The sequence below is a fragment of the Allobosea sp. FG18 genome (assembly GCF_057809495.1).
Genome location: NZ_JBMDKB010000008.1, coordinates 51,432 through 64,640 on the forward strand (window position 1 = coordinate 51,432; position 13,209 = coordinate 64,640).

A 13,209-nucleotide genomic window follows, 5' to 3' on the forward strand; every position below is an offset into this window, starting at 1 on the left:
AGCCAGACGCCGGCCCTGCCGGCGGCAAGAGATGACAACGAGCCGGGAGCCTACCCGGCCCGAACGGCGAAGCCATGGGGAAAGGAACCGGGGAATGAGTGTCGCAGACGATATCGGACAGATCGGGGGCGGGATCGGCCTGCTCGACCGTGAACGGACCATCGCCAAGCCGGGCTTCAACCGCTGGCTCGTGCCGCCGGCCGCGCTCTGCATCCATCTGTGCATCGGCATGGCCTATGGCTTCTCGGTGTTCTGGCTGCCGCTGAGCCAGGCGATCGGCATCACCAAGCCCGTCGCCTGCGCGGCGGATGTCGGGCTGATCGGTTCGCTGTTCACCACCGCCTGCGACTGGAAGGTCGCCGATCTCGGCTGGATGTACATCCTGTTCTTCGTGCTGCTCGGCTCCTCGGCCGCGATCTGGGGCGGCTGGCTCGAACGCGTCGGCCCGCGCAAGGCGGCCTTCGTCTCGACGCTGTGCTGGTGTGGCGGCTTGCTGATCTCGGCGTTCGGCGTCTACTCGCACCAGCTCTGGCTGATGTGGCTCGGCTCCGGCGTGATCGGCGGCATCGGCCTCGGCCTCGGCTATATCTCGCCGGTCTCGACCCTGGTGAAATGGTTCCCGGACCGGCGCGGCATGGCGACCGGCATGGCGATCATGGGCTTCGGCGGCGGCGCGATGATCGGCTCGCCGCTGGCGGACATGCTGATGAACACTTTCAAGACGCCCGCCTCGGTCGGCGTCTGGCAGACCTTCGTCGCGATGGCCGCGATCTATTTCGTCTTCATGATGGCCGGCACCTTCGGCTACCGCATCCCGCCGGCGAACTGGCGCCCCGAGGGCTGGACCCCGCCGGCGACCCAGAACAAGATGATCACCTCCGGTCATGTCCATCTGAAGGACGCGCACAAGACGCCGCAGTTCTGGCTGATCTGGTCGGCGCTGACCCTCAACGTCTCGGCCGGCATCGGCGTGCTCGGCATGGCCTCCCCGATGCTGCAGGAGATCTTCGCGGGCTCGCTGATCGGCAAGCCGGAGATCGGCTTCGCCGCGCTCGATGCCGCGCAGAAGACACAGATCGCCACGATCGCGGCGGCCTTCGTCGGCCTGCTCTCGCTGTTCAACATCGCGGGGCGCTTCTTCTGGGCCTCGCTCTCGGACAAGATCGGCCGCAAGCTGACCTATGCCACCTTCTTCGGGCTCGGCATCCTGCTCTATGCGCTCTCGCCCTGGGCAGCGCATGCCGGGTCGCTGGCGCTGTTCGTCGGCTTCTTCTGCATCATCCTGTCGATGTATGGCGGCGGCTTCGCGACGGTACCGGCCTATCTCGCGGATATGTTCGGCACGCAGTTCGTCGGCGCGATCCATGGCCGCCTGCTGACGGCGTGGTCGACCGCCGGCATCATCGGCCCGGTCGTGGTCAACTATATCCGCGAGGCGCAGATCAATGCCGGCGTGCCGCGCGCTCAGGTCTATGACCGCACCATGTATATCCTCGCCGGCATGCTGGTGCTCGGTTTCCTCTGCAACCTGCTGGTCCGCCCCGTCGCGGCCAAATGGTTCATGAAGGATGCCGAGGTCGCCGCGCTGCAGGCCCGGACGGCCAATGCCAGCGCGACCACGCATTACGGCTCCTACGGCATCGGCAAGGGCGGCTTCGACGGCACGGCGCTCCTCGCCTGGGCCGTGGTCGGCCTGCCGATCGCCTGGGGCGTCTGGATCACGCTGTCGAAGTCGCTGGCGCTGTTCCGCTAAGCAGCGATAATCGGACGACCAGAGGGCCCGCATCGAGCGATCGGTGCGGGCCTTCGTCTTGGAGGGCAGCGCTTAACCCGCTGCTCTATTTCAACGACAGGGCAACCGTGCCGGCGATCGGATCGGTGACGCCAAGCCCGCCGCCGAGATCGTCGAGCGTGTGACGGAAGCCGTTGAGCGTGGCGATCATCTGCGGGCGGGCCCCCGCCATCGCGTCCATGCTCTCCCATTCCGCGATGATGCAGTAGCGCCCCTCGCCGGCCGCGACGATGTTCGCATGCCGCAGGCCCGGCCAGTCGGCGGCGACATTGCGATGAGCGTCGAGAAAGGCGGTCTCCATTCCCGGCTTCACCTTGAAACGAACGGCATTGAATGCAGTCATGACAGCCTCCAGCGTTCGGAACGATGACCTTACGGCAATTCAGCGTTTCTGTCCTCGTCGCACTCATATGCCGATGAACCAGGCAGGCGCTGGGCCGTTGTCAAAAGGTAGCTTTCCGGAAGCAGGATAGCCCTCCGAAACCCGAACAGGAGACAGCATCATGGCGATCAACAAGACCGGCGCGGCCCATTGGGAAGGCGGCATCAAGGACGGCAAGGGCACGATCTCGACCGAGACCAAGGCGCTCGACGCGTATCCTTACGGCTTCGCCAGCCGCTTCGAGGGCAAGCCCGGCAGCAATCCCGAGGAGCTGATCGGCGCGGCACATGCCGCCTGCTTCACGATGGCTCTTTCGCTGATCCTTGGCGAGGCCAATCTCAAGGCCGACGCGCTCGACACCACGGCGCGGGTGACCCTCGACAAGCTCGATGACGGCTACGCGATCACCGCGATCCACCTGACGCTCAAGGGCAAGGTGCCCGGCGCCGACCAGGCGACTTTCGAGTCGCTGGCCGGCAAGGCCAAGGCCGGCTGCCCGGTCTCGAAGCTGTTCAAGGCGCCGATCACGCTGGAAGCGACGTTGGTCAGCTAACGCCTCAGGCGAAGTGGCAGGACACCTCGACACCACCCAGTTGCCGCAGCTCCGGCCGCTCGACGCGGCAGCGATCGGCTGCCTGCGCGCAGCGCGGGTTGAAGGTGCAGCCGGCTGGCGGGCTGATCGGACTCGGCACCTCGCCGGACATCGGCCGGCGCTCCCGGTTCGGACGCTCGACATCAGGGATCGTGTCGAGCAACAGGCGGGTATAAGGGTGCTGCGGTTTGGTGAAGACCTGCTCGGCCGGCCCCGCCTCGACGAAGCGGCCCAGATACATAATCGCGAGATCGTCCGACATATGCCGGACGACCGAGAGATTATGGCTGATGAAGAGATAGGTCAGCCCGAATTCCTTCTGCAGCCGGACCATCAGGTTGAGGATCTGCGCCTGCACGGAGACGTCGAGCGCCGAGGTCGGCTCGTCGCAGACGAGGAAATCGGCTTCGGTCGCGAGCGCACGCGCAATCGAGATGCGCTGACGCTGGCCGCCCGAGAAGGCATGCGGATAGCGGCTCGCATCGGTGCGCGAGAGGCCGACGGTTTCCAGGAGATCGCCGACGCGCTGCTGGATCGCGACCTCGTCGGCGCGCAGGCCCAACTCGCGGATCGGTTCGGCGATGATGTCGCCGACACGCCAGCGCGGGTTGAGCGAGGCATAGGGGTCCTGGAAGATCATCTGCACGCGCGGCGGACCGATCGTGCCGTCGGCGCGGCGGATGTCGCGGAAGCTGAGCTGGCCCTCTGTCGGCCGCTGCAGACCGACGACCATGCGAGCAAGCGTCGATTTCCCGCAGCCGGACTCGCCGACGATGCTGAAGGTGGTGCCGCGCCTGACCGTGAAGGAGACGTTCTCGACGGCGCGCAGGATGCGTCGCGGTTCCTTCGAGAACAGCCGTGACAGGGCCGGCGCCGAGACGTCGAAGCGGCAGCAGGCCGCCTCGACATCGAGGATGATGTCGTCACCCGCTGCCTTGGCGGGGGCGAGGGTCGAAGCCTGCTCAAGCATGGGCAGCCTCCTTCAGGGGGAAATGGCAGGCCGCGGCATGCCCGGAGAGGGGCAGGCCGGGCTTGTGCTTGCGGCAGAAATCCTCCGCCTTGCCGCAGCGCGGATTGAAGGCGCAGCCCGGCGGGATGGCGTTGAGGCGCGGCATGGCGCCATCGATCTGGTTGAGATGCTCGTGGCGCACATGGACGCTCGGGATCGAGGCCATCAGCCCGGCGGTGTAGGGGTGGCTCGGCCGGCGCGTCACCTCCTCGACCGGGCCGATCTCGACGATGCGGCCGGCATACATCACCGCGACGCGGTCGGCGGTCTCGGCGATGACGCCCATGTCGTGGGTGACCAGCATGATAGCCGTGCCGTGCTCGCGGCAGAGCCGCTTCAGCAAGGTGGTGATCTGGGCCTGGATCGAGACGTCGAGCGCCGTCGTCGGCTCGTCGGCGATGATCAGCGAGGGCTCGGCGCAGAGCGCGAGCGCGATGACGACGCGCTGGCGCATGCCGCCGGAGAACTGATGCGGGAAATGGTCGATCCGCGTCTCGGCGGCCGGGATGCCGACCTCCTTGAGCAGGTCGAGCGCGCGCTTGCGCGCTTCCGTCCGGCTGACCGGCAGATGGGTCAGGATGGTCTCGACGAGCTGGTCGCCGACCTTGAGCAGCGGGTGCAGCGAGGTCAGCGGGTCCTGGAAGATCGCGCCGATGCGCCGGCCGCGCAGCTTGCGCATCTGCTCCGCCGGCAGGTTGTCGATGCGCTGGCCGGCGAGGTGGATCTCGCCGCCCGCGATGCGGCCCGGCGGATCGAGCAGGCCGATCACCGCCGTGCCGGTGAGGGACTTGCCCGCCCCGGACTCGCCGACCATGCCGAGGATCTCGCCCGGCGCGATGTCGAAGGAGACGCCGTCCAGCGCGGTCAACGGGCCGTGGCGGCCATCGAAGACGATGCGCAGGTCGCGGACGGACAGGAGAGGCTGGGCGGCGGGTGCGGTCATGCAGAGGCCTCGCTGCGTTCGACGGCATAGCTCGACGAGAATATCTCGCTCATCGGCGGGTGGCCGAGCGTGCGCTCGGGATAGCGCGCCATCACGCCCTCGAACTGCTTCTGGGCGCGGGCATTGTCGGCGGCCTCGTCCTGGCCGGGGATCGCCCGGTTCTCCATGACGAAGCGGCCATCGATCACCACGGTCGCGAAATCGCGGCCATGGCCGGTCAGCATCATCGTCTGGATGGGGTCGATGACCTGCCCGCTATGCGGTCGGTCGAATTCGAAGACGGTGATATCGGCGCGCGAGCCCGGCTGGAGACGGCCGAGATCGGGCCGCTGCAGCGCATCGGCACCGCCGATGGTCGCGGCGTCGTAGTAATCTTCGGAGCGCACGGCACCGACATTGCCGGCCATGGTGCGGGCGAGGATCATGCCGGTCTGCATGTTCATCACCATGTCAGGCGGGCTCGTATCCGTGCCCATAGCGATGTTCAGGCCCATGGCGCGATAGCTGCCGAGATGGTTGATGGTGTTGCCGTGCCGGCCCGAGACCAGCGGGCAATGCACGATGCTGGCGCCGGAATCGCGGATGATCTCGAGATCTCGGCCGGGGCGGTCGATCAGGCGACTGCCGGAGACGACTGTGCCGTGCGGCAGCAGGCAGCGCTCGTTGAGGAAGCCGAGGCTCTCCAGCCATTCCGGCGGGCTCATGCCGTGCTGGGCAAGGACGAGATCGTACTCGATCTTCGACTGGCAGCAATGCAGCCGGACGGGGATGTCCAGATCGCGCGAGGCGGCCGCCGTGCGACGCAGAAGCTCGGCCGTCGAGGTCTCGATGCGGTCGGGCGCGAACATGGCGCGGATCAGCCCGCCGGCCTGTCCCTCATGACGCCTCGCGAAGTCGATCGCCGCATCGAGCTCGGCAAGGCCGCGCTCCTCCTCGTAATAGGTGACGACGCGCCCGTCGCTCTCGACCACCTGATTGCCGGTGCGATAGGCCGGGCCGAGATAGGCGCGCATGCCGAGATCGGCTGCGGCTTCCGCGGCATCCTCGAATTCCTGCACCGTCTCGCCCCAGGCGCGGTAGAACAGCGAGGCGATCGGCAGCGCCGTGGTGATGCCGTTGCGGATGAGCTGGGAGAAGGCATAGCGCTTCTGGAAGGCCAGTTCCTCGCGCGTGTACATCTCGTAGGGGCCGGCCTCGAGATAGCTGCGCGGCCAGACGCGGCCCTTCTTCCAGGCCGGCTGGTTGTCATAGCCAAGGATGGTGGTGTCGAGGTCGGAGAGCGCGTCGCAATCGACGAAGCCCGGCCCGATCAGGGCATGGCCGTAATCGATGCGACGTGCGACTTCGCCCGGAAAGCCATGGCCGACGAAGACGATCTCGCCGTTCTCGAACACGACCTCGCCGTTCTCGTAGAGACGATGGCGGCCGTCCTTATGGCCGACCACCCAGCGCGCGGTCATCAGGATGCGGCCTTCGGGCCGCTTCTTGGCTTGCAGGCTCACGGGGCAGTCCTCACGGAAACGCCGTCACGGGCGACGATCTTGCCGCGCTTGATCACGCGGCGCTTGGGCGAACGGGTCACGACGATATCGGTCAGGCTCTGGCCCGGCATGATCACGAGATCGGCGATCTTGCCCTCGGCGAGACCATAATCGGCGATCTCCATCACCTGGGCGCCGCCGGTCGTGCAGACATGCAGGCCGAGCTCAACCTCGTCGTCGCGGCGGAAATTGTTGCGCAGGCCGATGAACATGGCGCGCTCGACCATGTCGGCATTGCCATAGGGACCCCAGGTGTCGCGGATGCCGTCCGAGCCCGAGCAGACGCGGATGCCGGCATCGAGCAGCTTCTTGACGGCGGGCGCGGTGTTGCGGGCCGGTGCCGTCGTCATGATCGCGATGTCGAGTTCGGCGAGCTGCGGGATCACGGGATCGACCAGTTCCGGCGCGGTGCCCAGGCAGAAGGCATGGCTGACGGTGACCTTGCCCTTCATGCCGAGCGCGCGGGTGCGCTCGATGATCAGGTCGAGCGAGAACAAGCCCATTTCGCCGGGCTCGTGCAGGTGGATGTCGAGCGGGCGGCCATAGGTCTGGCAGAGCCCGAAGATCGCATCGAGATGGCCCTTGGGGTCGCGATCGATGGCGCAGGGGTCGAGGCCGCCGACGATCTCGCAGCCGGCCTTCATCGCCTCGTGCATCAGTTCCAGCGTGCCCGGACGGCGCAGCAAGCCCGATTGCGGGAAGGCGACGAGCTCGATGTCCATGATGTCCGCGTAATCCTCGCGGGTCTTCATGATGCCCTCGACGCCCCAGAGGCCGAGCTCGGTATCGACATCGACATGGCTGCGGGTATGGGTCGAGCCCATCATCGAGGACTGGACGGTCTGGCGCGCCGACTGCCGGGCCGGGTCGAGATCGAGGCGCTTCTTGCTCTCACGCTCGTTGTCGATCTTGTCGAGCAGCTTCGGGCCGACCTCGTTGACGTACCAGGTCATGCCCCAGAGGCTCTTGTCGAGATGGGCGTGCGCCTCGACCAGGCCGGGGATGGCGATATCGCCGCGGCCATCCTCGACCGTCGCACCCGCCGGGGCGGCGATGTCCTTCGCCATCCGGCTGATGCGGCCGTTCTCGATCAGGATATCGAGCGCCGGCCCGGCATTCGGCCTGACATTGCGGATCAGGAGGGAGGCAGTCATCGCAGGCGTATCCTCGCGGTTTCTTATGATGGTCAGCGCAGCTTCGGGTTCAGCGCGTCGCGCAGCCAGTCGCCGAGCAGGTTGACCGAGAGCACGATCAGGCCGAGCTGCAGCGAGGGGAAGACGACGAGCCACCAGGAGCCGGAGAACAGGTACTGGTTGCCGATGCGGATCAACGTGCCGAGCGAAGGCTGGGTGATCGGCATGCCGACGCCAAGGAAGGAGAGCGTCGCCTCCGAGAGGATGGCGAGGCCGAGACTGAGCGTGGCCGAGACCAGCACCGGCGTCATCGTGTTGGGCAGGATGTGGCGGCCCATGATCCGCACGGCGGGCACCTTGATGATGCGGGCGGCGAGCACGTATTCCTTCCGGCGCTCGACCATGGTCAGCGCGCGCACGGTGCGGGCGTACTGGACCCAGCTCGTCAGCGCGATCGAGAGCACCAGCACCACGGCAGAGAAGGGCTCGCGCAGGGCCGGCGGCAGCATCTCGCGGAAGATCGCCGAGACCAGGATCGCCATCAGCAGGGTCGGGATCGAGAGCACGGTGTCGCCAAGCCGCATCAGCAGATTGTCGACGCGCCCGCCATAGAAGCCGGCGGCAAGCCCGATCGAGACCCCGATCAGCATCGAGACCAGCACAGCCGCGAAGCCGATGATCAGCGAGATGCGCGAGCCGTAGAGAATGGCCGAGAGCACGTCGCGCCCTTGTGGGTCGGTGCCGAGCAGGAAAGGCCATTCGCCGTTTTCCTGCCAGATCGGCGGGATCTCGGCCTTATCGATGAAGACCTGGGCGAGATCGTAGGGGTTCTGCGGCGCGATCAGCGGGGCGAAGAGCGCGGTCAGGACGAGCAGCGCCAGCACCAGCGCCGAGAGCCAGGCCACCGGCGTGTGGCAGAAGCTCCAGCCGATATCGCTGTCGAGGAAGCGGCGCAGGCGGCCGGGTTTCTTTAGGGTGTCAGCGGGCATTTGCGCCTCCCGTCAGCGCGTCCTCGCGCAGGCGCGGATCGACCCAGGCATAGGTCAGGTCGACCAGCGTGTTGAGCGTGACGAAGATGAAGGAGACGACGATCAGATAGGCCGCCATCACCGGGATATCGACGAAGGTCACGGCCTGGACGAAGAGCATGCCCATGCCCGGCCACTGGAACACCGTCTCGGTGACCAGCGCGAAGGCGATGAGATTGCCGATCTGCAGGCCGGTGACGGTGATGACCGGCATCAGGCAGTTGCGCAGTGCGTGGCCGAAATGGACAGCGCGGGAGGGCAGGCCGCGCGCCCGGGCGAAGCGGATGAAGTCGGTGCGCATGGTCTCCAGCATCTCGGCCCGCACGAGGCGCATCACCAGCGTGATCTGGAAGAGCGAGAGCGTGATGCCGGGCAGGATCAGCGCCTTGCGGCCGGACGCGGTGAGCAGGCCCGTGCTCCACCAGCCGATCTGCACGACCTCGCCGCGCCCGAAGGCCGGCAGCCATTGCAGCGTCACCGAGAAGATCAGGATGAACAGGATACCGAGTGCGAAGCTCGGCAGGGAGACCCCAAGCACCGAGACGAATTGCAGGGTCTTGGCCAGGAAACTGTCTCGTCGGATCGCCGTGTAGACGCCCAGGGGAATACCGACCGCGAGCGACAGGAAGGTCGCGACCAGCACGAGCTCGAAAGTCGCCGGAAAGCGCTCCGAGATCAGCGTGAAGACGTCCTGCTGGTTGCGGTAGGAGATACCGAAATCGCCGCGCACGGCATTGCCGACGAAGGTCGCGTATTGCAGCACGAAGCCCTTGTCGAGGCCGAGGCGGACGCGCAATTCATCGCGCTGCTGCTGGCTCGCCTGCTCGTTCAGCATCAGCTCGACGGGGTCGCCGACGAAGCGGAAGATCAGGAAGGCGAGAAAGGCCACCGCCAGCATCACGCCAGCGGCGTTGAGCAGTCGCTTCAAGAGAAAAGCCGGCATGGGAACTCCTGCGTTCCGGCGTCATTCCCGGGCCTCGTCACGCGGAGACCCGGGAACTTCAGGAGAAGAGGCGCTGGTTTCCGAGATGGCCGGGGGTCAAGCCCCGGCCATGACGGCAGAACCGCTTCAGCCTCACTTCATCACGGTCAGCCAGAGCCGCGGCTTGTTGTCCGAGGCCTGCACCGTCGAGACGACCGTGTTGCGCATCGCCCAGGCCATCGGCTGCTGGTGCAGCGGAATGAAGAGCTGCTCCTGCTTGGCGATCTTGAGCGCCTCCTTCATCATCTCGATGCGCTTGGGCGTATCGAGCTCGACGCCGGCCTTGTCGATCAATGCGTCGATGCGCGGATCGCCCCAGTTACCCCAGTTGAAGACGCCGCTCGTGCCGTTCTTGGAGTGCAGCACCTGCACCAGCAGCGAGTAGGCGTCGATCATCGGCTCATTGGCCCAGCCGAAGGAGATGACGTCGAAATCGCCCTTGACGCGCTTCGGCGTCTGCTGGCTGCGCGGCGCCATGCTGAGGTTCGGCTTCAGACCGGCGCGCGACCACATCGCCGCCACCGCCTGGCAGAACTCTTCCTCGTTGACGAGCGAGTCGCTCTGGCAGTTGATCTGGAACGAGAAGCCGTTGGGATAGCCGGCATCGGCCAGCAGCTTCTTGGCGCCGGGGAGGTCGAAGGGCAGGCGCTCGTCCTGCGAGGGCTCGTAACCAGGGATTGCCGGGGCGACGAGCGCGCCGGTGTTGCGCGACAGCCCGCGCATCGCGCGCTTCTGGACCGCGTCGATATCGATCGCGCGGTAGAGCGCCTCGCGGACACGGATGTCCTTGAAGGGGTTCTTGTCCTTGACGTCGCTCTCGATCAGCTTGTCGCCGAGATTGAGCGCGAAGAAGACCGAGCGCAATTCGTTGGTCTGCAGCACCTTGACGTCCGGCGAGGCGGAGAGGCGCGGCAGATCCTGAAGCGGGGCGACATTGGTGTAGTCGATCTCGCCGGAAAGCACCGCCGCGACGCGGGTCGAGGACGAGGTGATCGGCGTGAACTCGATCCGGTCGATGTTGTGCTTCGGCTTGTCCCACCAGTCCGGGTTCTTGACGAAGACGGTCTTGGCGTCGGCGCGGCGGCTCTCGACCTTGAACGGACCGGTGCCGTTGGCGTTGTCGGTGGCGTAGCCCTTCACGCCCTTGCCGGAATCGGTCGGAAGCAGCGAGTTGTTCGCCTCCATCCACTCCTTGTCGAAGATGAAGATGTTGGTGAGGTCGTTCAGGAGCAGCGGATAGGGGCCGTTGACCTCGAGCTCGATCGTGTAGTCGTCGATCTTCTTCGAGCTCTTATAGGCCGGCAGATTGCCCTTGAGCGGCGAGGTTTCGTGCGTGACGCGCGCCAGCGAGGCGATAACGTCATCGGCGGTGAAGGGGTTGCCGTTGTGGAACTTCACGCCCTGGCGCAATTTGAAGCGCCAGACGGTCGGCGAGACGGTCTCCCATGATTCCGCCAGGGCCGGCTCGATCTTGAGGTCGCCGGTATAGCGCACCAGCCCCTCATAAACATGGTTCAGCACAGCGAGCGTGAAGGTCTCGCCATAGGAATAGGGGTCGAGCGAGGCGATCTCGCGCGCCGCGCCCCATTTCAGCGTCTTGGCTTCAGCCGCGCCGGTGAGCGCAAAGGCGGCGACCGCCGCCAGCAACCAGGCCTTCTTCATCGACTTCTCCCCTTTTTGTCTCGGCGTGCCTGCGGCGCCGCCGAATCTCGATCGCTTTCTGCTGTCCCGTTATGCACCTGACGCTTTGCGCGCCATTGTCGTGTGCGATTATGAAGCATACTTGCATACGATATGATGATCGTATTGTATGCGATTATTGAACACAAGCGGAAACTGGCGTGGAGCCCGCTATCGTGACATTGAACCCCCCGGACACAGCCGTTCCAGCACGAGGGAAAGACACGATGGGCGAGAAGCGAACCCCGGTTCTGCGCGCCGAATCCGTCTACCGGGCACTGCGGCGGGCGATCATCGAGCAGGCGCTGAAGCCCGGCATGAAGCTGCCGGAGGATTCCATCGGCGAGCAGCTCGGCGTCAGCCGCACGCTGGTCCGCGAAGCTTTCGGACGGCTCGCCGTCGAGGGCCTCGTCGAGCTCAAGCCCAATCGCGGCGCCTCCGTCGCCTATCCCACGCTGGAAGAGGCGCGCGATGTGTTCGAGGTCCGGCGCGGCCTCGAGCGACTGGTGGCGGAGAGCCTCGCCGGCTGCATCACCTCCGTCCAGATCGCGGAGCTGGAAGCCCATGTCCGCCAGGAGGAGAAGGCGCATGAGCAGGACGGACCGGAATCGATCCGCCTCTCCGGCGAGTTCCACATCAAGCTCGCGAAGATGACCGGCAACGCGCTGCTGCTGCGCTATGTCCAGGAGGCCTCGTCGCGCTGCTCGCTGATCCTGGCGATCTATGGGCGCCCGCACTCGACCGAATGCGCCGTCTCCGAGCATCGCCAGTTGATCGATGCGCTGCGGGCCGGCGATGCCGCCCGGGCCGCCGACCTGATGGACCACCATCTGCGGGCCGTCGTCACCCGCGCGCTGCTGACCCCGCGGATCGAGCGCGATATCCGCGACGTGCTCGCGCCCTACGCCCTCAGCGAAGGACTGAATCCGTCCTGACCCCGTGACCGAGCATGGCAGCATGGGACAACCCGCTGCATCGCGCACAAAGATATGCATCAGACGCAGGCCAATTAGTCTTTGGTCTATTTGATCTGCGTCAAGAACATTGCGCCCCCTGCGCTCAAGCCATGGCGGGGGCGGGGCCGATGCGCCATCCTGCCACGAAGCGATCTCATCGGCCAAATCAAGACCGAGCGATCGGGGGCGGACGACCACTATTCCTGGGAGGATGGGGCCATGGACGAGATCATGCGCCGGCAGCGCAGCATTCGGCATCTCCATCCGCGAGGTGACGCATGACGGCCACCACCGAGATCACCGATTTCAGGGTCGAGACGCCGGACGGCGCCACGCTGCACGCCTTCAAGGAAGGCCACGGCCAGCCGCTGCTGCTCGTCAGCGGGCTCAGCGGCAGCGCCGCCTTCTGGAGCGACATCGCCGCGACCCTCTCGCGGTCCTTCCAGATCATCCGCTTCGACCAGCGCGGCATCGGCGCGAGCACGCGCGGCGAAGCGCCCTGCTCGATCGAGCTGCTGGCACAGGACAGCCTCGCCGTCCTCGATGCCGCCGGCATCTCGCGGGCCGTGGTGCTCGGCCATTCCACCGGCGGCTGCATCGCCCAGGCGATCGCCAAGCTTGCGCCCGGCCGGCTCGACGGCCTGATCCTGAGCGCGAGCTGGCTGAAATCCGGCCGCTATCTCAACGCCGTCTTCGGCGCCCGGCGCGCCATCCTGGGCTGCGACCCGCATGCCTACGCCGCCACGTCGGTACTGAGCGGCTACCAGCCGCGCTGGATCGAGGCGAACTGGCATGTCTACGACGCCGCGATCGAAGCCGCGCCCGTCAGCGAGCATGCCCGAACGGTGACGCGCGAGCGCCTCGACGCGCTGCTCGCCTTCGACGGAACCGCCGATATCGACTCGCTGCTGATGCCGGTCCTGGTCCTCGGCACGCGCGACGACATGGTCGTGCCGGTCTATCATCAGGAAGCGCTCGCCGCCGCCCTCCCCGGCTGCCGCCGCGCGATCATGGAAACCGGCGGGCATCTCTTCCCGATCTCCCGGCCGGACGCCTTTACCGCGACCGTGGCGGAATGGATCGGCGAGCTGTGACAGGCGCGCCGGCGCGTCGAAATGGCTCATGCCACCGCCACGCGACTCGGCGCTAAGTTGAGAATGCCTCCAAGTCG

Annotated in this window: 12 protein-coding genes; 4 read left to right on the forward strand and 8 right to left on the reverse strand. The window is 66.4% G+C overall.

The genetic code is table 11. The annotated features are described in order from the left end of the window. Nucleotides 1-94: 94 nt before the first annotated feature. On the forward strand, nt 95-1,753 hold the full coding sequence (locus tag ACODTJ_RS10970) for an OFA family MFS transporter (protein ID WP_488848729.1): 1,659 nt from the start codon (nt 95-97) through the stop codon (nt 1,751-1,753). Between the two features lie 85 nt (nt 1,754-1,838). Here ACODTJ_RS10970 and ACODTJ_RS10975 read toward each other — a convergent pair whose 3' ends face one another. Then, nucleotides 1,839-2,135: an antibiotic biosynthesis monooxygenase gene (locus tag ACODTJ_RS10975; protein ID WP_488848731.1), complete on the reverse strand. Its 297-nt coding sequence runs from the start codon at nt 2,133-2,135 to the stop codon at nt 1,839-1,841. 160 nt (nt 2,136-2,295) lie between these two features. On the opposite strand from ACODTJ_RS10975, the gene ACODTJ_RS10980 reads away from it, so the two are divergent. Next, a complete protein-coding gene (locus tag ACODTJ_RS10980; protein ID WP_488848734.1) occupies nt 2,296-2,727 on the forward strand; it encodes an OsmC family protein in 432 nt (143 codons plus the stop codon). Nucleotides 2,728-2,731: 4 nt separating this feature from the next. Here the strand turns inward: ACODTJ_RS10980 and ACODTJ_RS10985 are convergent, their stop codons facing one another. From ACODTJ_RS10985 to ACODTJ_RS11015, 7 genes are all read right to left on the reverse strand, one after another. After that, nucleotides 2,732-3,736 (reverse strand): ABC transporter ATP-binding protein, encoded by a 1,005-nt coding sequence (locus ACODTJ_RS10985; protein ID WP_488848736.1) that lies wholly within the window; start codon nt 3,734-3,736, stop codon nt 2,732-2,734. After that, entirely contained in the window at nt 3,729-4,718 is a 990-nt protein-coding gene (locus ACODTJ_RS10990) for an ABC transporter ATP-binding protein (protein ID WP_488848738.1), read from the reverse strand. Before ACODTJ_RS10990 ends, ACODTJ_RS10985 begins: the two co-directional genes overlap by 8 nt. Then, nucleotides 4,715-6,178, reverse strand: a complete 1,464-nt coding sequence (locus ACODTJ_RS10995) for an amidohydrolase family protein (RefSeq protein ID WP_488848877.1) — start codon at nt 6,176-6,178, stop codon at nt 4,715-4,717. Before ACODTJ_RS10995 ends, ACODTJ_RS10990 begins: the two co-directional genes overlap by 4 nt. 38 nt (nt 6,179-6,216) lie before the next feature. Beyond that, nucleotides 6,217-7,413, reverse strand: coding sequence for an amidohydrolase family protein (locus tag ACODTJ_RS11000; protein ID WP_488848740.1), 1,197 nt, complete (start codon nt 7,411-7,413; stop codon nt 6,217-6,219). Nucleotides 7,414-7,445: 32 nt separating this feature from the next. Further along, the gene (locus tag ACODTJ_RS11005; protein WP_488848742.1) at nt 7,446-8,381 is read right to left on the reverse strand and encodes an ABC transporter permease; all 936 of its coding nucleotides are present in this window, start codon (nt 8,379-8,381) and stop codon (nt 7,446-7,448) included. Beyond that, complete coding sequence (locus ACODTJ_RS11010) at nt 8,371-9,363, reverse strand: ABC transporter permease (protein WP_488848744.1); 993 nt, start codon at nt 9,361-9,363, stop codon at nt 8,371-8,373. The genes ACODTJ_RS11005 and ACODTJ_RS11010 overlap by 11 nt, the downstream gene beginning before the upstream one ends. A 132-nt stretch (nt 9,364-9,495) precedes the next feature. Beyond that, nucleotides 9,496-11,064 (reverse strand): ABC transporter substrate-binding protein, encoded by a 1,569-nt coding sequence (locus ACODTJ_RS11015; RefSeq protein WP_488848745.1) that lies wholly within the window; start codon nt 11,062-11,064, stop codon nt 9,496-9,498. 245 nt (nt 11,065-11,309) lie between these two features. On the opposite strand from ACODTJ_RS11015, the gene ACODTJ_RS11020 reads away from it, so the two are divergent. Then, complete coding sequence (locus ACODTJ_RS11020) at nt 11,310-12,017, forward strand: GntR family transcriptional regulator (protein ID WP_488848746.1); 708 nt, start codon at nt 11,310-11,312, stop codon at nt 12,015-12,017. A 299-nt stretch (nt 12,018-12,316) separates the two neighbouring features. Continuing rightward, a complete protein-coding gene (locus tag ACODTJ_RS11025; RefSeq protein ID WP_488848747.1) occupies nt 12,317-13,132 on the forward strand; it encodes an alpha/beta fold hydrolase in 816 nt (271 codons plus the stop codon). Nucleotides 13,133-13,209: the final 77 nt, after the last annotated feature.

Coding starts and splice junctions, on each gene's coding strand:
- ACODTJ_RS10970 (WP_488848729.1), top strand. CDS start 95: ATGAGTGTCGCAGACGATATCGGACAGATCGGGGGCGGGATCGGCCTG.
- ACODTJ_RS10975 (WP_488848731.1), bottom strand. CDS start 2,135: ATGACTGCATTCAATGCCGTTCGTTTCAAGGTGAAGCCGGGAATGGAG.
- ACODTJ_RS10980 (WP_488848734.1), top strand. CDS start 2,296: ATGGCGATCAACAAGACCGGCGCGGCCCATTGGGAAGGCGGCATCAAG.
- ACODTJ_RS10985 (WP_488848736.1), bottom strand. CDS start 3,736: ATGCTTGAGCAGGCTTCGACCCTCGCCCCCGCCAAGGCAGCGGGTGAC.
- ACODTJ_RS10990 (WP_488848738.1), bottom strand. CDS start 4,718: ATGACCGCACCCGCCGCCCAGCCTCTCCTGTCCGTCCGCGACCTGCGC.
- ACODTJ_RS10995 (WP_488848877.1), bottom strand. CDS start 6,178: ATGACCGCGCGCTGGGTGGTCGGCCATAAGGACGGCCGCCATCGTCTC.
- ACODTJ_RS11000 (WP_488848740.1), bottom strand. CDS start 7,413: ATGACTGCCTCCCTCCTGATCCGCAATGTCAGGCCGAATGCCGGGCCG.
- ACODTJ_RS11005 (WP_488848742.1), bottom strand. CDS start 8,381: ATGCCCGCTGACACCCTAAAGAAACCCGGCCGCCTGCGCCGCTTCCTC.
- ACODTJ_RS11010 (WP_488848744.1), bottom strand. CDS start 9,363: ATGCCGGCTTTTCTCTTGAAGCGACTGCTCAACGCCGCTGGCGTGATG.
- ACODTJ_RS11015 (WP_488848745.1), bottom strand. CDS start 11,064: ATGAAGAAGGCCTGGTTGCTGGCGGCGGTCGCCGCCTTTGCGCTCACC.
- ACODTJ_RS11020 (WP_488848746.1), top strand. CDS start 11,310: ATGGGCGAGAAGCGAACCCCGGTTCTGCGCGCCGAATCCGTCTACCGG.
- ACODTJ_RS11025 (WP_488848747.1), top strand. CDS start 12,317: ATGACGGCCACCACCGAGATCACCGATTTCAGGGTCGAGACGCCGGAC.